Source organism: Streptomyces sp. NPDC002835 (assembly GCF_053591995.1).
In genome coordinates, this window is record NZ_JBSFUW010000006.1 from 194862 (window position 1) to 211642 (window position 16781).

Genomic DNA, 16781 nt, shown 5'->3' on the forward strand with positions numbered 1-16781 from the left:
AGACTAGATACGCGGCGGGCGGGCCTCGTACGGGGTGGAGAGGACGACTGTCGTACGCGTGGAGACACCGGCCAGGGAGCGGATGCGGGCGAGCAGGTTCTCCAGCTCCAACGGCGTGGCGACACGCACCTTGAGGATGTAGTTCTCGTCGCCGGCGACGCTGTGGCACGCCTCGATCTCGGGGACGCCGGAGAGCCGGTCCGCGATGTCGTCCGGGGCACTGGGGTCGAACGGCTTCACCGAGATGAAGGCGGTGATGGGCAGCCCGACGGCCTCGGGGTCGACGACGGCGGCGTAACCGCGGACGACGCCCCGCTGTTCCAGGCGGCGGACGCGCTGATGCACCGCCGAGGTGGACAGGCCCGTGGCCTTGCCCAGGTCGGTGTAGCTCATCCGCCCGTCCTTGACGAGCAAATCCACGATCTGACGATCCAGCTCCTCCATGCGGATCAACCTATTGCCCAAGGTCCCCTCCGGCACAGTCCGGAACGGTCCGGAACGACACCCAGAGGGGTCATGTGACGAACACCACAGGTTTGCCGCCCAATGCACCGTGACCCTACGGTTACTCGCCCCGTGCGATGGGCATTGCTTGCTGTGGTCGAGGCCGTAAGTGCCTGGTCGGCCCATCCGAGGGGGAGATTCTCCATGCAGAACACCAAGACTCCGACGTCCAGGGGCGGCGGGCGCACCGAACCGGAGCCCGTTGATCCGGCCGAGCTGTCGGACTCGGACATCCTGAGCGAGTACGACACCTTCGAGATGTTCCGGGTCGTCTGCCCGGACTGCGCGCAGCCGATCGCGCTGCTGGCGGACGAGGACATCCTGCCCGAGCACGCGCTGTGCCCCACTCCGTGGAACCCGTTCGGGCTGACGGTGTGCTCGGGCACCGGCCGGGAAGCCTCCTCGGCCCGCCCCGCCGACGAGTCGCTGGAGCCCCAGGAGCAGGACACCGCGCTGCTGCTGACGCTGCCCCAGGGACTGGACTGGCGCACCCAGCCGTTCTCCCACGTGGGCGGTCCCGGGTCGCGCCCGCTGCGACGGGCCGCCTGACAGAAGCGACCGGCGGGACGGCGGGGGTCGCTGTCCCGCGTCGGTGAAGTCACTGTCCGGGGCCTGAGCGTCATGCCCCGGACCCGTACGGGTCACCGTGTCCCCGGGCCTGTGGGCGGAGCGCCCCGGGTCCGTGCGGGAGAGCCCCCGGATGCGTACGTGTACGCCCGGCGCGGCCCTCCGCGTACCCCCGCGGCCGCTCGCCACGGGACGGGCCGGGACGGGTAGCCCCCGTACTGGCGCTCGAATAGCCCCGGCGGTAACCGCTTGTGCGCGTGGCGCGTTGGCCCTGCATGAGCCTGCACTCCGCGACCGTGCCCGGACGTCGGCGTCTCGTCGTGCCCGTCCGCGCCATCTATGAAGAATCGGTTCTGCGCCCGGCCGATCCGCCCATCTACCGAGAGCTGGTCCAACTGTGGGCGAGCCGCGGGAGAACGCTCCCGGGGCGCCGCGACCCCGCGTGGATCGGGCTCGCGGCGCCTGTGCTGCCGGACGCGCGGGTCAGCGTGTCTCCGGCCCGGCCAGGTGACGGGCGATGACCATCCGCTGGATCTGGTTGGTGCCCTCGACGATCTGCAGCACCTTCGCCTCGCGCATGAAGCGCTCGGCCGGGAAGTCCTGCGTGTAGCCGTAGCCGCCGAGGACCTGGACCGCGTCGGTGGTGACGCTCATCGCCGCGTCGGTGCAGAACAGCTTGGCCATGGCGGCCTGCTGCGAGAAGGGCCGGCCCGCGTCCCGCAGCCGGGCCGCGGAAAGGTACAGCGCCCGTCCCGCCTCGATCCGGGTGGCCATGTCCGCGAGCATGAAGCGCAGGCCCTGGAAGTCGGCGATGGGACGCCCGAACTGCTTGCGCCCCGTGGCGTATTCGAGCGCCTGGTCGAGGGCGGCCTGCGCGACGCCGACGGCGCAGGCGGCGATGCCGAGGCGGCCGGAGTCGAGCGCGGAGAGCGCGATGGCGAACCCCTGCCCCTCCTCGCCGAGACGCCGGGAGTCGGGGACGCGGACGCCGTCGAAGTGGAGCTGGGCGGTGGGCGAGCCCTTCATGCCCATCTTCTTCTCGGGCACGGCCGCGTTCAGACCCGGAGCGTCGCCCGGCACCAGGAACGCGGTGATGCCGCGCGGCCCCTCGACGCCCGTGCGGGCGAGGACCGTGTAGAAGTCGGCGACGCCGCCGTGGGTGATCCAGGCCTTCGTCCCGGTGATCACCCAGTCGTCGCCGTCCCGGACCGCCTTCGTGCGCAGCGAGGCGGCGTCGGAGCCGGAGGCGGGCTCGGAGAGGCAGTACGCGCCGAGCAGGCCGCCGCCGAGCATCGCGGGCAGGTGCTCGCCCTGCTGCTCCTTGGTTCCGTAGCCGGCGAGCGCGTGACAGGCGAGGGAGTGGACGCTCACGCCGAGACCGACGGTGAGGCGGGCGGCCGCGAGTTCCTCCAGGACCTGGAGGTAGACCTCGTAGGGCTGGTCGCCGCCGCCGAATTCGGAGTCGTAGGGCAGGCCGAGCAGTCCGGATTCGGACAGCAGCGAGAAGACCTCGCGCGGGAAGTGCCCGGCGTCCTCCTCCTCGGCCGCGCGGGGGGCGATCTCCCGCTGGACGATGTCGCGGACCAGGGTGATCAGATCCCCGGCCTCCTCGGTGGGCAGCTGACGGTCCACCGGCTGCGGGGCGCGGTCGGGCATTGCGGCGCTCTCCTCCCTGTCGGGCGCTGCGGCGGTCGCGCGCGATGGGTGGGGGCGCGCCGCCGGTTGTACTGCCAGGCCGATGGTGCCCTTCCGGATCACGAAAGCAGCTGGACAGCGGCGTGTGGCGCGTTGAGTATGCCCGATTCGGCTCTGCCCGTCACGGGTGCGCAGAGGCCCGGGGTCCTTGATCGACGATCTCGGCCGGGTTCGATCGGTACGCGGGCGGGCGGGGGCCCGCCGGTCCGGGCCGTGCTACAGCAGGCCGACCTGGGTGATGAGCATGGCGAGGACGACCACGAGCGTCCAGCCCAGGATGTGCTCGAGGGCGTTGCTCTCGTCGTCCGGGCCGCCGGTGCGGGTCGTCGGCAGGGTGTGGTCGGCGGTGGCTGCGGTCGAAGTCATGGCGGTCTCGTTCGGTCGTCCGGCAGGTGGCTCCCCCATTTGCCACACCACAGTGCCAGCGGCACCGGCCCCCGGGGTAGAGAGATTGGTCACTGCCCCGGGAGCGGTGATGTGCGTCAGTGGACGCCGACGGCCTCGAGTGCCGTGCGCTGGGCGGCCGTGGGGTGGGCCGGCCAGTACAGGTAGCAGACGCCGCCTGTGCCGGAGACCACTTTCCCGCTCGCGTTGTACCGCTTGGTACGGAGCCAGATCGTCTCCCACTCGGCGCGCCGGTAGACGCGGCGCACGGCCTCGTTGCTCGGCGAGGCCGGGTCGTTCGCGATCACGTCGCCGTCGGCGGTGAAGCCGATCACCGTCATCAGGTGGCCCGCGGTGCCGTAGCCCGCTCCGGTCAGCTCGGAGGCGAGGAAGGACTGGGACGTGACGGCCGGGATGCCCGCGGCGATCAGCCTCTCCAGGTCGGTCAGGGAGGAGAGCCGGGTGACGACGGCGCTCATGTCGGGGTAGGTGGCGGCGTAGGCCGCGTTGAAGGGCCAGTTGCCGCAGCCGCGGTACTGGTAGTCGTACGTGTACCGGGCGGCGTGGCAGACCTGCGGGTCGTCGAAGGCCGGGTTCACCCACGCCAGGTCGGCGGCGGAGGGCTTCCGGCCCCAGTACTCGATGATCATCTGGGACGAGGTGGGGCTGCACCACGCCTCGCCGCCGTTGTCGTACTCGGGGTACTGGCCGACGTGCGTGTTCTGCGAGTAGCGCGGCACGATCAGCTCGCGGGCGACGCCCGGCTCGGACGCGGGGACCCCGAAGCGGTCCGGGACGTCGGAGGCCATGGCCCCCAGCCGCCACACGGTCGGGGTGAGCCCGCTCCCGGGCCGCCGGTAGAGGGTGAGCCGCAGCCGGTACGTGTCGAGACGCAGACCGCTCGCGGCGTCGTCCACGGAGAAGGTGTCGGTCCAGATGCTCGCCCGGCCGTCGCCCTGGTCGTCCACCGAGGTGCGGCGGATGTCCGCGTCACCGGCGGCCCAGCGCCCCATCACGAACCAGGGGGTCGCGGCGCCGTCCGAGTACCGGCCGCTGAGCTCCACCTGGAGCCAGGTGCCGGCGGGGGTGTCGGCGTTCCACGAGGCGATGACCTCGGTGGCGGGCACGCTCGAACGGTGCACCGGCGAGGTCCAGGTGGCGTACTCCCAGCGCGCGGTCCTGCCGGTGTGCGGGTCCGTGTGGTCGGTGGTGCCGACGGGCTCGGCGATCACCACACCCGGGCGGCGGCCGGCGACGGCCCGCGTGCCGGCGCGGTCGCCGCACCGCCAGTCCGTGTAGGTGGACCAGAAGCGGTTGTCCACGGGCGTCGCCGGCTGCCGGCCCCTGGCCGGCGGTAAAGAGGTCGCGGCGGAGGGTGCGGCGGAGGCGGAGGCGGACAGCGTGCCCGCGGTGGCGGCAGCGGCGATCGCGGCGCCCAGCACGTTTCTGCGCGAAGTCGGTCTGGCCATGGGACCCCCAAGTCAGGTGCGCGGCAGTGGGGCCACTATCGCCGCTCCCGACGCGCTTCTGCCAGAGACGCGCAGCGCGCCACGACGACCAATATTGGTCTGTTCCACTGGCATGACCTGCGGCGCCGCACCGGGCCGCCCGCGACGCCGCCCGGCGGCCTCCTAGGCTGGCCCCATGGACGACCTCGACCGGCAGGCGGCCCGGCTGCGGACGCTGCCCCCCTCCTGCGGCCCGGTGCGCCTGGTCGCCGTGGACGGTCACGCCGGTTCGGGCAAGAGCACCTTCGCCGGCCGGCTCTCGCGCGCGCTCGGCGGGGACCCGCCCGTACTGCACCTCGACGATCTGGCCAGCCATGCGGAGCTGTTCGACTGGACCGGGCGGATGCTGAGCGAGGTGATCGAGCCGCTGGCGCGGGGCCGGGACGCGGCGTATCACCCGTACGACTGGAATCTGCGGCGCTTCCTCGCCCCGCGCACGCTCCCCGCGGCGCCCGTCGTCCTGATCGAGGGCGTCGGGTCGGGACGGCGGGCGCTGCGGCCGTATCTGGCGGCGCTGCTGTGGATGGACCGGGGGGCGGAGGAGTCCTGGGCGCGCGGCCGGGCGCGGGACGGGGCGGGGCTCGCCGGGTTCTGGGACGGCTGGACGGCGGCGGAGACGCGCCATTTCCAGTCCGACCCCTCACGGCCGTTCGCCGATGCCCTGATACGGGAGTGCCCCGAGGGATACGAGTGGCTCCCGATGCCTTCGGAGACCGCGGGTCCACACCGGAGAGTCACGCACCGTGAGGGCTCTCCCCCGGCATACTGAGCAGTCGGAATTCGGGCTCAAGAGTGGCTCAACTCTGCTTGACCGACGGGCCGTACAGGTCTTACGTTCTCAATGTGCGGCTTTTCGGAGCCGCCGCAGACGCGAAGCCCCCGGTTGTTCCCCCGTGATCGGGGGCTTCGTTCTGCCCCTTCCTCCCTTCCGCCGCGCCTTTCCGGGGCGCCGGCGCTCACCCTGGGTCACCGTCGCGGGGCCGCGCCGAGGCGCTCACGGCGCTCTTAAATCACCACCCCCCGCGCGGGTACGATGCACCCGGTGGGTCGCCAATTCCCGTTCCTGGCCGGGCTGTTCGGCTGCGGCCCGCGGGCGTCCACCCGGCGCGACAACACTGGTGCACGGTTTGTGGGGGGAGTGGTGGGGACCCTATGGACATCGGCACGCAGGGCGGAGGGTCGCCGGCGGACGTCGCCTGGGTGCGCGGTGTGGACGCCTGCACCATGGGCGCGTACCCGCAGGCCGAGGAGGAGTTCCGCACGGCCGTCCGGCTCGACCCCGGCATGGCCGACGCCTGGCTGGGCCTGCACGCCCTGCGCGTGGACACCCCGACCGCCCTGCTGCACATGTACCGCAGCCGCGACCGCTTCGGCGAGCAGCGCACCCGGCACCGCCGCACGCTCAACTCCTGGTACTGGCTGGGCTGGTGGGTGCAGCCGGTGCTGGAGAGCCCGCGCGACCTGCTGCTCGCGCACGCCTCGCACTGGCTGGACGGCCGCCATGTGCCCGAGCTCGACCGGGCGCTCGCCGCGCTGCCGCCCGTCGACACCGACCCGCAGGTCCGCTTTCTGCACGCCTGCCGGTCCTATCTCGTCAAGGACTGGGAGCAGCTCGTGCGGCACACCGAGCCGCTCGTCGACGATCCGCTGCTCGGCATCGAGGCGGGGCTCTTCGGCGGCATGGCCCGGGTGCGCCTGGAGATGTACGGGCAGGCCCAGCCGATGCTCGCCGCCGCGCTGATGCGCTGCCGCAGCGAGCAGCCGCAGCGCAAGGAGCTGCGGTACTGGCTGGCCCGGGCGCACGAGGGCACCGGCCGCAGCGCGGCGGCGCTGCCCCTGTACCGGGCGGTGCACCGCATCGACCCGGCGTTCATGGACACCTCCGCGCGGCTCGCGGCCATCGCGGAGTACGACGGGATCGACGCGTACGACGACTCGGCCGGCCTTGCCGCCGTGTCCCTCGGCGGCTACGGCAGCGACGTGGTGGACGGCCGGCCGGAGGGCGAGGCGCCGCAGGGGCCGGAGCCGCGGTTCGGCACCGACCTCGGCGGGCCGCTGCCGGGGACCGTCCCCGTGGTGCCGGACGAGATGCCGCGGCGCAGGGCGACCGTACCGGCGCAGTCCGCTCCCCCGCAGTTCCCCGCCGGCCCCACCGATCCGGTGCTGCTCGCCCAGGCGCTGGCGGAGCTGGAGCGGATGGTGGGTCTCGAACCGGTGAAACGGCAGGTGAAGGCCCTGTCCGCACAGCTGGAGATGGCCCGGCTGCGGGCCGGCGAGGGGCTGCCCGTACAGCCGCCGAAGCGCCACTTCGTCTTCTCCGGACCGTCGGGCACGGGCAAGACCACGGTCGCCCGCATCCTCGGGCGGGTGTTCTACGCGCTGGGGCTGCTGGGCGGCGACCATCTGGTGGAGGCCCAACGCGCCGATCTGGTGGGCGAGTTCCTGGGCCAGACCGCCGTGAAGGCCAATGAGCTGATCGACTCGGCGCTCGGCGGGGTGCTCTTCGTGGACGAGGCGTACAGCCTGTCCAACTCCGGCTACAGCAAGGGCGACGCGTACGGCGACGAGGCCCTGCAGGTGCTGCTGAAGCGCGCCGAGGACAACCGCGACCATCTGGTGGTCATCCTGGCCGGCTATCCGGAGGGCATGGACCGGCTGCTCGCGGCGAACCCGGGCCTGTCGTCCCGTTTCACCACCCGTGTCGACTTCCCCTCGTACCGGCCGCTGGAACTGACCGCGATCGGCGGGGTGCTGGCCGCCGACAACGGCGACGTGTGGGACGAGGAGGCTCTCGACGAGCTGCGGTCGATCAGCGGCCATGTGGTCGACCAGGGCTGGATCGACGAGCTGGGCAACGGGCGCTTCCTGCGCACGCTGTACGAGAAGAGCTGCGCGTACCGCGATCTGCGGCTGTCGGGCTGTGCGGGTGCGCCGACCCGCGAGGATCTGTCGACGCTGCGGCTGCCGGATCTGATGCAGGCGTACGGGGAGGTCCTGTCGGGCCGCGGCCCCTCGGCCCGGGGCCCGCAGGACCCTCCCCTGAGCTGATCCGCGCCGCCGGTTCCGGCGCGGTACAGCTGTTCAGCCGTTCACGAGCTCCCCGGCTCCGTCCTGCGCATCGGCCCCCTCGGACTTCGGAGCGACCGGGGACACCGGGGGAACCGGGGACACCGGCACGGCCGGGGCCCTGCGGACCGTCCCGGTCGCCGGCAGCCGGTGGGCCGGGTCGCGGACCTCGCCGACCAGCATCTCCAGGACGTCCTCCATCGCGACCAGCCCCAGCACCCGCCCCGACGCGTCGGCGACCTGCGCGAGATGGGTGGCCGCACGCCGCATCACGGTGAGCGTGTCGTCCAGCGGCAGCTCGGCGCGCAGCGTCGCCATCGGCCGCCAGACGTGCTGGGGCACGGCCCGCTCGCCGTCCTCGAGGTCGAGCACGTCCTTGACGTGCAGATACCCCATGAACGGGCCCCCGCCCTCCGCGCAGACCGGGAAGCGCGAGAAGCCGGTGCGGACCGTCAGCTCCTCCAGGTGCCGCGGGGTGACCGACGGCGCGACGGTGACCAGTTGGGCACGGGGGATCAGGACATCGGTGACCGGGAGGCTGCCCAGTTCGAGGGCGTCCTCCAGCCGCTCCTGCTCCTCCGGGTGCAGCAGCCCCGCGTGGCCCGCGTCCTCGACCAGCCGGACGAGCTGCACGCTGGTGTAGACGGCCTCGACCTCGTCCTTCGGTTCCACACCGAAGGCCCGCAGCACCAGGCGGGAACAGGCGCCCAGCCCGCTGGTGACGGGGCGGCAGAGCCGGGCGAAGCCGACCAGTCCCGGGCTGAGCCACAGGGCGGTCCGCTCGGGCGCCGCCATGGCGAGGTTCTTCGGCAGCATCTCGCCGACGACGAGGTGCAGGAAGACCACGACGGCCAGGGCGATCACATAGCCGAGCGGGTGGATCAGCGCCTCGGGGACATGGGCCGCGTGGAAGACCGGCTCCAGCAGATGGGCGACGGTCGGCTCGGCGACGGCGCCGAGCGTGAGGGAGCAGACCGTGATACCGAACTGGGCGGCGGCCATCATCTGCGGCAGGTTCTCCAGACCGTGCAGGACCCGGCGGGCCCGTGCGGAGCCGGCTGCGGCGAGCGGCTCGATCTGGCTGCGGCGTACGGAGACCAGGGCGAACTCGGCTCCGACGAAGAAGCCGTTCGCCACCACCAGCAGCAGGGCGAACAGCAGGTGCAGGGCGCTCACCGTGCGGCCCCCGTCATCGCGTCGTCCGGCGCGGCAACGTCGGCGGTCCGCACCAGGCGGACCCGTTCCGCGCGGTAGCGCTCGACCTGGCGCACGGACAGCCGCCAGCCGGGCAGTTCGGCGCGGTCGCCCGGAGCGGGGATGCGTCCGAGCAGGTCGGCGACGAGGCCGGCGACGGTCTCGTAGGGGCCGTCGGGCACGTCGACGCCTATCCGGCGCAGCGTCAGGACACGGCAGCTGCCGGCCGCCTCCCACGCGGGCCGTCCGTCCTCCGGGGCGGCCGGGGCCAGCTCGGGGTGGCCGTCCGCCTCGTCGTCGTGTTCGTCGCGGACCTCGCCGACGAGCTCCTCGACGATGTCCTCCAGGGTGACCACACCGGCCGTGCCGCCGTACTCGTCGACGACGACGGCTATCGGCTGCTCGCTGCGCAGCTGCTCCAGCAGTTGGCGGACCGGCAGGGTCTCGGGCACCAGTAGCGGGGGGACGGCGATCCGTTCCACCGCGACCCGCCGGCGTTCGTCCGAGCGCACCGCGAGGGCGTCCTTGAGGTGCACCATGCCGACGATCTCGTCGATGCGTTCCCGGTACACGGGGAAGCGGGAGAGTCCCGTGGCGCGGGTGAGGTTGAGGACGTCCGCCGCGGTGGCGCCGGTCTGGAGGGCGCTCACCTTCACCCGGGGCGTCATCACATGCTGGGCGGTGAGGTGGCCGAGCGACAGGGTGCGTACGAACAGGTCGGCCGTGTCCTGCTCCAGCGTGCCCGCCCGCGCCGAGTGGCGGGCCAGCGACATCAGCTCGCCGGGGGTGCGGGCGGACGCCAGCTCCTCGGCCGGCTCCACCCCCGCCAGCCGTACGAGCCGGTTGGCGGCGGCGTTCAGCAGGGTGATGACCGGGCGGAAGACGGTCGAGAAGGCGGTCTGGGGACCGGCCACGAACCTGGCCACCTGGAGCGGCCTGGACACCGCCCAGTTCTTGGGGACCAGTTCGCCGATCACCATCTGGACGGCGGACGCCAGCAGCATGCCGATGACCACCGCGACGCCGGGCACGGCGCCGGCGGGCAGCCCGGTCGCGGTCAGCGGTCCGCCGAGCAGCCCGGCCAGGGCCGGCTGCGCGAGCATGCCGACGACGAGCGAGGTGAGGGTGATGCCGAGCTGGGTGCCGGAGAGCTGGAAGGACAGTTCGCGCAGCGCGGCGACGACGCGGCGGGCGCGGCGGTCGCCCTCGGCCGCGGCTCGCTCGGCGTCGGCGCGTTCCACCGTGACGAGCCCGAACTCGGCGGCCACGAAGAAGCCGTTGGCGAGGATGAGAAGGAACGCTGCGGCAAGCAGCAGAAGCGGGATGATCATGCCGCCGCCTCCTGGGAGGGGGCGGCGCAGGTACTACCGGACGATCCGTCCATCGCTGGAGGGAGTCACTCCTCGGGTCGCAGGATGCCCCGCCGGCCGACGGGCCGTGCGATCGCGGGGCGGGGCGCACTCGGCGCCGCCGCCCATAGAGTAATCAAGCCCGCCCGGCGGTGGCAGGGGCGCCGCGGCTCAGCGTTCCTCCGGCCGGGTGCCGAGGGTCTCGGCGAGGGCCCGCAGGGCGCGGGCGTCCTCGATGGCCCTGGCCTTGGCGATACCGGGCTGGATGCCGAGGACGGGCAGGCTGGTGCCGTCGCTGAGGTCGAGGAAGACCCAGGGGTCACCGGACCGCAGATTCACCCGCAGGATCTCCGCCCACGCGAGTCGGCGCGTCCGGGTGAGGTTGACGACGGTGACGCCCTCGTCGTCGGCGACGACCTTGGGCCTGCTCAGCAGGGCCAGCACGCCGAAGAAGAGCAGCGCCGTGAAGACGAAGCTGGCCTGCTCCGGCGGGCTGAGCCGGTCCAGCATCAGGCTGACGGCGGTGACGGTGACGAACATGACCGCGCCCACGGTGAGCAGGACGACCCGGGTACGGGTCGGCCGGAACGTGACCGGGAGCGCGGGCGGCCGGGCCGCCGGTGCGGGTGAGGACATGGTGTGTGTCGTACGTCTCTCAGAGGCGGCAGGCGTGGATGGCCGTGGTCAGGATGGCCCGTGCGCCGAGGGCGTACAGGTCGTCCATGATCCGCTGGGCCTCCTTGGCGGCGACCATGGAGCGGACGGCGACCCAGCCCTCGTGGTGCAGGGGGGAGATGGTGGGCGACTCGAGCCCGGGGGTGAGGGCGACGGCCTGCTCCAGGTTCTCCACCCGGCAGTCGTAGTCCATCATCACGTAGCTGCGGGCGACGAGGACGCCCTGGAGGCGGCGCAGGAACTGCTGCACCTGGGCGTCGTCCGGGTCGGCGCCGGTGCGCCGGATGACGACGGCCTCCGAGGTCATGATGGGCTCGCCGATGACCTCCAGGCCGGCGTTGCGCAGGCTGGTGCCGGTCTCGACGACATCGGCGATGACCTGCGCGACGCCCAGCTCGATCGCGGTCTCTACGGCGCCGTCGAGGTGGACGACGGAGGCGTCGATGCCGCTGTCGGCGAGGTGCTTGGCGACGATGCCCTCGTAGGAGGTGGCGACCGTCATCCCGCCGAAGTCGGCCACGCCGTTCGCGGTGCCGGGCTTGGTGGCGTAGCGGAAGGTGGAGCGGGCGAAGCCGAGCTGGAGGATCTCCTCGGCGTTCGCACCGGAGTCCAGCAGCAGGTCGCGGCCGGTGATGCCGATGTCGAGCTTGCCGGAGCTCACGTAGATCGCGATGTCGCGCGGGCGCAGGTAGAAGAACTCGACCTCGTTCTCGGGGTCGACGAGGACGAGTTCCTTGGACTCCTTGCGCTGCTGGTAGCCGGCCTCATGGAGCATCGCCGACGCAGGTCCGGACAGTGAACCCTTGTTGGGGACGGCGATGCGCAGCATGAGACGGGCTTCCTTCGTTCGCGTGGGTGATGTTCGCGGGTTTTTTACGTGCGTGCGGAGCGGGCTGGCTCAGAGGTGGGCGTAGACGTCGTCGAGGGAGATCCCGCGGGCGACCATCATCACCTGGACGTGGTACAGCAGCTGCGAGATCTCCTCCGCGGCGGCTTCCTTGCCCTCGTACTCGGCGGCCATCCACACCTCGGCGGCCTCTTCGACGACCTTCTTGCCGATGGCATGGACGCCCTTGTCCACCAGCTCGGCGGTGCGGGAGGTGGCGGGGTCGCCCTCGGCGGCCTTCTGCTGGAGCTCGGCGAAGAGCTCCTCGAACGTCTTATTCGGCATGGTGGTCCCAGACTACGCGGAAGCGGCCGCTGCTCAGCGCCAGGGTTCAGATACTGAACGCAGGACGGTCGCGGTGGCCACGGCGGCCGTGACGGCCTCGTGGCCCTTGTCCTCGTTCGAGCCCTCGATGCCCGCCCGGTCGAGGGCCTGTTCCTCGGTGTCGCAGGTCAGCACGCCGAAGCCGATCGGGACGCCGGTGTCCACGGAGACCTGGGTCAGGCCCTGGGTGACGCCCTGGCACACGTACTCGAAGTGCGGTGTGCCGCCGCGGATCACGACGCCGAGGGCGACGATCGCGTCGTAGCCGCGGCCGGCGAGGACCTTGGCGACGACGGGCAGCTCGAAGCTGCCGGGGACGCGCAGCAGCGTCGGCTCGTCGATGCCGAGCTCGTGCAGTGCGCGCAGGGCGCCGTCGACGAGGCCGTCCATGACCTTCTCGTGCCACTGGGCCGCGATCACCGCCACCCGGAGGTCGCCGCAGTTGCGGACGGACAGTTCGGGCGCACCCTTGCCGCTCATGATTCTCCCTAGCCGTTCTTGCTTCGTTCGCCGCGCGGGTTGCTCGCGCGGTTCGTGCTACTGGTTGCCGCAGGTCGTCGCGGGGGCCGCGTCGAGCCAGGGCAGGTCGTGGCCCATCCGGTCGCGCTTGGTGCGCAGATAGGTCAGGTTGTGCTCGCCCGCCAGGACCGGCATCGGCTCGCGTCCCAGGACGGTGATGCCGTACCGGACGAGGGCGGTGGACTTGTCGGGGTTGTTGGTCATCAGCCGCACGCTGCGCACGCCGAGGTCTGCGAGGATCTGCGCCCCGGCGGCGTAGTCGCGGGCGTCGGCCGGCAGTCCGAGCTCCAGGTTGGCGTCGAGGGTGTCCCTGCCGCGCTCCTGGAGTTCGTAGGCGCGCAGCTTGGACAGCAGTCCGATGCCGCGGCCCTCGTGCCCGCGCAGATAGACGACGACGCCCCGGCCGGCCTCGGTGACGCGCTCCATGGAGGTCTGGAGCTGGGGGCCGCAGTCGCAGCGCAGCGAGTGGAAGATGTCGCCGGTGAGGCACTCGGAGTGGACGCGCACCAGGACGTCCTCGCCGTCGCCGATCTCACCGTGGACGAGGGCGACGTGCTCGACGCCGTCGACGGTGGAGCGGTAGCCGTAGGCGGTGAACTCACCGGCGGCAGTGGGCAGTCGCACCTCGGCCTCGCGCCTGACGGTCGGTTCGGCGCTGCGGCGGTAGGCGATCAGGTCCTCGATGGAGATGATCGTCAGGCCGTGCTTGCGGGCGAACGGGACCAGTTCGGGCAGCCGGAGCATCACGCCGTCCTCGCCGGCGATCTCGACGATCGCGCCGGCTGGGCGCAGGCCCGCGAGGCGGGCGAGGTCGACGGCGGCCTCGGTGTGGCCGGGGCGGGTGAGGACTCCGCCGGCCTTGGCGCGCAGCGGGAAGACGTGCCCGGGGCGCACGAAGTCGGCGGGCCCGGCCGTGCCGCCGGCCAGCAGCTGGAGTGTGGTGGCGCGGTCGGACGCGGAGATGCCGGTGGTGACCCCGTAGGCGGGTCCGGCGTCGACGGAGACGGTGAAGGCGGTCTGCATCGACTCGGTGTTGCGCTGCACCATCTGGGGCAGTTCGAGCCGTTCCAGCTCGTCGCTCTCCATCGGGGCGCAGATCAGGCCGCGGCACTCGGTCATCATGAAGGCGACGACCTCGGGGGTGGCCTTCTCGGCGGCGATGACGAGGTCGCCCTCGTTCTCGCGGTTCTCGTCGTCGACGACCACGACGGGCCGGCCGGCCGCGATGTCGCGGACCGCCTGCTCGACGGGGTCGAGCGCGAGGTCCTCGGCGCTGTCGGTCAGGTACCAGGCGGGCTGCGCGGTCATGCCGTAGCTCCTTCCAGAGAGGGCCGGCCGCTCCGGCGGGAACGCAGCCACCAGTCGCGCATGCCCCACAGGACGAGCGCGCCGTAGACGACGTAGACGAAGCCGGAGAAGGCGAAGCCGTTGGCGAAGTTGAGCGGCACGCCGACGAGGTCGACGAGCAGCCAGGCGAACCAGAACTCGACCATGCCGCGGGCCTGGGCGACCATCGCGACGAGGGTGCCGACGAAGATGTACGCGTCGGGCCACGGGTCCCAGGACAGTGACGGGTAGAGGGTGAAGAGGCCTCCGACGGCGAGGGTGCCGACGACGGCGCCGCCGGCCAGGTAGCCGCGCTCGCGCCAGGTGGCGAACCTGACCGCGACGGAGCCGTCCTGGGCCTGCTGCCGGCCACGGGACCACTGCCAGTAGCCCCAGGCCGCCACGGCCATGACCACGACCTGCTTGCCGGCGCTGCCGGTCAGATGGGAGGTGGCGAAGGCGGCGAAGAGGATGACGCCGGAGAGGAACTGGGCGGGCCAGGTCCAGATCGAGCGCCGCCAGCCGAGGGCGAGGGCGAGCAGCCCGATGATGTTGCCGATCATGTCGGACCACTTGATGTGCTGACCGAAGGCCGTGAAGGCCTCGCCGTTCAGCCAGTCCAGGGAGCTCACTCGGCACTCTCCCGCTCCTGCGCGCCGAGCAGCCGCTCGACGTACTTGGCGATGACGTCCACCTCGAGGTTGACCGGGTCGCCCGGCTTCTTGAGGCCGAGCGTGGTCAGGGCGAGGGTGGTGGGGATGAGGCTGATCGTGAAGTGGTCGGCGCCCGCCTCGACCACGGTGAGGCTGACGCCGTCGACGGTGATCGAGCCCTTCTGGACGACGTAGCGGGCGAGTTCGGCGGGCAGCAAGACCCTCACGAGCTCCCAGTGCTCCGAGGGCGTGCGCTCGAGGATCATGCCGGTGCCGTCGACGTGGCCCTGCACGATGTGGCCGCCGAGCCGTGCGCCGACCGCGGTGGGCCGCTCCAGGTTGACGCGGGAGCCCGCGCCGAGCGCGCCGAGGCCGGAGCGCTTGAGTGTCTCCGCCATCACGTCCGCGGTGAACTCGCCGCCGGCGGTCTCGACGACGGTCAGGCAGACGCCGTTGACGGCGATGGAGTCGCCGTGCTTCGCGTTCTCGGTGACGATCGGGCCGCGCAGACGGAAGCGGGAGGCGTCGCCGAGGTGCTCGACGGCGGTGACCTCGCCCAGTTCTTCGACGATTCCGGTGAACACTTCAGGCTCCCTTGGGGACGGTCGCGGTGACACGCAGGTCGGCGCCGATGCGCTCGGCCCCGGTGACGTCGAGCCGCAACGCTTCGGTGATGGTGGTGATTCCGCCGCCGGCGAGGGCGGCGGGGCCCGCGCCGAGGAGTACGGGGGCGAGATAGCCGATGACGCGGTCGACGGCCCCGGCGGCCACGAACGAGCCGGCGAGGGTGGGGCCGCCCTCGAGGAGTACGGAGCGGACGCCGCGCTCGTGGAGTGCCGCGAGCAGCGCGGGCACCGACAGTCCGCGCTCGGCCCGCGGCAGCCGCACGACGGTGGCGCCGGCCGCGGCGGACGGCAGCGGCGGGGCGTCGTCGGCGACCGCGACGAGCGTGGGCGCCGCGTCGTCCAGGATCCGCGCGCCGGGGCGTACCGCGGTGGCGTTGGTGTCCACGGCGACCCGCAGCGGCTGGGTGACGCCCTCGGCGCCCCGTACCGCCAGCTGAGGATCGTCGGCGCGCAGGGTGCCGGAGCCGACCACGACCGCGTCGGACTCGGCCCGCAGCCGGTGGACGTCGACGCGGGACTCGGGCGAGCTGATCCAGCGGCTGGTGCCGTCGGCGGCGGCGATCCGGCCGTCCAGGGTGGCGGCGTACTTCCAGGTCACGTACGGGCGGCCGAGGCGTACGGAGGTGAGCCAGGCGATGTTGCCCGCCTCGGCCTCCGCCTCCAGCAGGCCGTGCTCGACCTCGACGCCCGCGGCGCGCAGGGTGTCGGCGCCGCCGGTGGCCTGCGGATTCGGGTCGGCGACCGCGTAGACCACGCGGGCGATCCCGGCCTCGGTCAGCGCCTGGGCGCAGGGGCCGGTGCGGCCTGTGTGGTTGCAGGGCTCGAGGGTGACGTACGCGGTGCCGCCGCGGGCGAGGACGCCGGCCGCGCGCAGGGCGTGGATCTCGGCGTGCGGTCCGCCGGCGCGCTGGTGGAAGCCCTCGCCGACCACATGTCCCGAGGCGTCCGTGATGACGCATCCGACGACCGGGTTGGGGCTGGTGGAGCCGAGTCCGCGGGCGGCGAGCGTGATCGCCCGGCGCATGGCGTCCGTGTCGGCTGCGGTGGCCACCGGTTCTCCTGCCTCTTGGGGCACGGACTCCGGGGCCTGTCGGTACGACAGAGAGCGGGAACGGCACCAGGGGAACGCCGAGGCCGGAAAGCCGGTCGCCGGATCGTGCACGGCGATCGACAGACGGCCGACGCACCTGACGGTGACACCCGCCGCGCACTGCCTCCCATCCGGACTTTAACCGTCGGTCCAGGAATTTCACCTGGTCAACCGGCCGCTGGCTGCGGACGGGTCGCGGACTGTAACCGCCGGTTCGGAATTGCACCGACCCCGGAGTGCGCTGCTGCTGATACAGGGACAGTGTGCCACGCCGCGCGCTCAGCCATGCGGGTGACTTCTGTGGACTCAGTCACATGCGCGCACATCGCATCACCCGGCGTCACATTCACCTGGAACTGGTCCAGACCTATTGACGCACTGGTCTAGTCCTTTTAATGTCTGCGGCACCTCCGCG

At 72.3% G+C, this 16781-nt stretch carries 17 protein-coding genes and 1 riboswitch; of the genes, 3 read left to right on the plus strand and 14 right to left on the minus strand.

What is annotated here, in order from left to right:
* Positions 1–3: 3 nt before the first annotated feature.
* Positions 4–444, minus strand: a complete 441-nt coding sequence (locus ACWD01_RS09275) for an Lrp/AsnC family transcriptional regulator (protein WP_451159731.1) — start codon at positions 442–444, stop codon at positions 4–6.
* A 204-nt stretch (positions 445–648) separates the two neighbouring features.
* Here ACWD01_RS09275 and ACWD01_RS09280 point away from each other — a divergent pair, with 204 nt between their 5' ends.
* Positions 649–1053, plus strand: a complete 405-nt coding sequence (locus ACWD01_RS09280; RefSeq protein ID WP_451159733.1) for a hypothetical protein — start codon at positions 649–651, stop codon at positions 1051–1053.
* Positions 1054–1554: 501 nt separating this feature from the next.
* On the opposite strand, the gene ACWD01_RS09285 is transcribed toward ACWD01_RS09280, so the two are convergent.
* From ACWD01_RS09285 to ACWD01_RS09295, 3 genes are all read right to left on the minus strand, one after another.
* Positions 1555–2727 carry an acyl-CoA dehydrogenase family protein gene (locus ACWD01_RS09285; protein ID WP_451159735.1) on the minus strand — a complete coding sequence of 391 codons (1173 nt, stop codon included), beginning with the start codon at positions 2725–2727 and terminating at the stop codon, positions 1555–1557.
* 255 nt (positions 2728–2982) lie between these two features.
* Complete coding sequence (locus tag ACWD01_RS09290; RefSeq protein ID WP_451159737.1) at positions 2983–3132, minus strand: SCO1431 family membrane protein; 150 nt, start codon at positions 3130–3132, stop codon at positions 2983–2985.
* Positions 3133–3248: 116 nt separating this feature from the next.
* The gene (locus tag ACWD01_RS09295; RefSeq protein ID WP_451159739.1) at positions 3249–4619 is read right to left on the minus strand and encodes a peptidase C39 family protein; all 1371 of its coding nucleotides are present in this window, start codon (positions 4617–4619) and stop codon (positions 3249–3251) included.
* 175 nt (positions 4620–4794) lie between these two features.
* Between ACWD01_RS09295 and ACWD01_RS09300 the strand changes: the two genes are divergently transcribed.
* Both ACWD01_RS09300 and ACWD01_RS09305 read left to right on the plus strand, forming a co-directional pair.
* A complete protein-coding gene (locus ACWD01_RS09300) occupies positions 4795–5427 on the plus strand; it encodes a uridine kinase family protein (RefSeq protein ID WP_451159741.1) in 633 nt (210 codons plus the stop codon).
* Positions 5428–5810: 383 nt separating this feature from the next.
* Positions 5811–7706, plus strand: coding sequence for an AAA family ATPase (locus ACWD01_RS09305; RefSeq protein WP_451159743.1), 1896 nt, complete (start codon positions 5811–5813; stop codon positions 7704–7706).
* Between the two features lie 33 nt (positions 7707–7739).
* Here the strand turns inward: ACWD01_RS09305 and ACWD01_RS09310 are convergent, their stop codons facing one another.
* The 10 genes from ACWD01_RS09310 to ribD all read right to left on the minus strand — a co-directional run bounded on the left by ACWD01_RS09310 (position 7740) and on the right by ribD (position 16327).
* Positions 7740–8900, minus strand: coding sequence for a hemolysin family protein (locus ACWD01_RS09310; protein ID WP_451159745.1), 1161 nt, complete (start codon positions 8898–8900; stop codon positions 7740–7742).
* The gene (locus tag ACWD01_RS09315) at positions 8897–10249 is read right to left on the minus strand and encodes a hemolysin family protein (protein WP_451159747.1); all 1353 of its coding nucleotides are present in this window, start codon (positions 10247–10249) and stop codon (positions 8897–8899) included. Before ACWD01_RS09315 ends, ACWD01_RS09310 begins: the two co-directional genes overlap by 4 nt.
* A gap of 189 nt (positions 10250–10438) precedes the next feature.
* Positions 10439–10903, minus strand: coding sequence for a PH domain-containing protein (locus tag ACWD01_RS09320; RefSeq protein WP_451159749.1), 465 nt, complete (start codon positions 10901–10903; stop codon positions 10439–10441).
* Between the two features lie 19 nt (positions 10904–10922).
* Positions 10923–11771: an ATP phosphoribosyltransferase gene (gene hisG, locus ACWD01_RS09325; protein ID WP_451159751.1), complete on the minus strand. Its 849-nt coding sequence runs from the start codon at positions 11769–11771 to the stop codon at positions 10923–10925.
* Between the two features lie 69 nt (positions 11772–11840).
* Positions 11841–12113, minus strand: coding sequence for a phosphoribosyl-ATP diphosphatase (locus ACWD01_RS09330; RefSeq protein ID WP_356898319.1), 273 nt, complete (start codon positions 12111–12113; stop codon positions 11841–11843).
* A 33-nt stretch (positions 12114–12146) separates the two neighbouring features.
* Positions 12147–12632: a 6,7-dimethyl-8-ribityllumazine synthase gene (gene ribH / locus ACWD01_RS09335; RefSeq protein WP_356898318.1), complete on the minus strand. Its 486-nt coding sequence runs from the start codon at positions 12630–12632 to the stop codon at positions 12147–12149.
* Positions 12633–12689: 57 nt separating this feature from the next.
* Positions 12690–13979: a bifunctional 3,4-dihydroxy-2-butanone-4-phosphate synthase/GTP cyclohydrolase II gene (locus ACWD01_RS09340; protein WP_451159753.1), complete on the minus strand. Its 1290-nt coding sequence runs from the start codon at positions 13977–13979 to the stop codon at positions 12690–12692.
* Entirely contained in the window at positions 13976–14620 is a 645-nt protein-coding gene (locus tag ACWD01_RS09345) for a nicotinamide mononucleotide transporter family protein (RefSeq protein ID WP_356898342.1), read from the minus strand. Before ACWD01_RS09345 ends, ACWD01_RS09340 begins: the two co-directional genes overlap by 4 nt.
* Before the next feature lie 5 nt (positions 14621–14625).
* Positions 14626–15234 (minus strand): riboflavin synthase, encoded by a 609-nt coding sequence (locus tag ACWD01_RS09350; RefSeq protein ID WP_451159755.1) that lies wholly within the window; start codon positions 15232–15234, stop codon positions 14626–14628.
* 1 nt (position 15235) lies between these two features.
* Positions 15236–16327 carry a bifunctional diaminohydroxyphosphoribosylaminopyrimidine deaminase/5-amino-6-(5-phosphoribosylamino)uracil reductase RibD gene (gene ribD, locus ACWD01_RS09355; protein ID WP_451159757.1) on the minus strand — a complete coding sequence of 364 codons (1092 nt, stop codon included), beginning with the start codon at positions 16325–16327 and terminating at the stop codon, positions 15236–15238.
* A 152-nt stretch (positions 16328–16479) separates the two neighbouring features.
* A riboswitch (FMN riboswitch) is annotated at positions 16480–16610 on the minus strand.
* Between the last annotated feature and the right edge of the window lie 171 nt (positions 16611–16781).

Excerpts from the sequence above, each read along its gene's own strand:
- ACWD01_RS09275 (WP_451159731.1), bottom strand. The coding sequence starts at position 444 with ATGGAGGAGCTGGATCGTCAGATCGTGGATTTGCTCGTCAAGGACGGG.
- ACWD01_RS09280 (WP_451159733.1), top strand. The coding sequence starts at position 649 with ATGCAGAACACCAAGACTCCGACGTCCAGGGGCGGCGGGCGCACCGAA.
- ACWD01_RS09285 (WP_451159735.1), bottom strand. The coding sequence starts at position 2,727 with ATGCCCGACCGCGCCCCGCAGCCGGTGGACCGTCAGCTGCCCACCGAG.
- ACWD01_RS09290 (WP_451159737.1), bottom strand. The coding sequence starts at position 3,132 with ATGACTTCGACCGCAGCCACCGCCGACCACACCCTGCCGACGACCCGC.
- ACWD01_RS09295 (WP_451159739.1), bottom strand. The coding sequence starts at position 4,619 with ATGGCCAGACCGACTTCGCGCAGAAACGTGCTGGGCGCCGCGATCGCC.
- ACWD01_RS09300 (WP_451159741.1), top strand. The coding sequence starts at position 4,795 with ATGGACGACCTCGACCGGCAGGCGGCCCGGCTGCGGACGCTGCCCCCC.
- ACWD01_RS09305 (WP_451159743.1), top strand. The coding sequence starts at position 5,811 with ATGGACATCGGCACGCAGGGCGGAGGGTCGCCGGCGGACGTCGCCTGG.
- ACWD01_RS09315 (WP_451159747.1), bottom strand. The coding sequence starts at position 10,249 with ATGATCATCCCGCTTCTGCTGCTTGCCGCAGCGTTCCTTCTCATCCTC.
- ACWD01_RS09320 (WP_451159749.1), bottom strand. The coding sequence starts at position 10,903 with ATGTCCTCACCCGCACCGGCGGCCCGGCCGCCCGCGCTCCCGGTCACG.
- hisG (WP_451159751.1), bottom strand. The coding sequence starts at position 11,771 with ATGCTGCGCATCGCCGTCCCCAACAAGGGTTCACTGTCCGGACCTGCG.
- ACWD01_RS09330 (WP_356898319.1), bottom strand. The coding sequence starts at position 12,113 with ATGCCGAATAAGACGTTCGAGGAGCTCTTCGCCGAGCTCCAGCAGAAG.
- ribH (WP_356898318.1), bottom strand. The coding sequence starts at position 12,632 with ATGAGCGGCAAGGGTGCGCCCGAACTGTCCGTCCGCAACTGCGGCGAC.
- ACWD01_RS09340 (WP_451159753.1), bottom strand. The coding sequence starts at position 13,979 with ATGACCGCGCAGCCCGCCTGGTACCTGACCGACAGCGCCGAGGACCTC.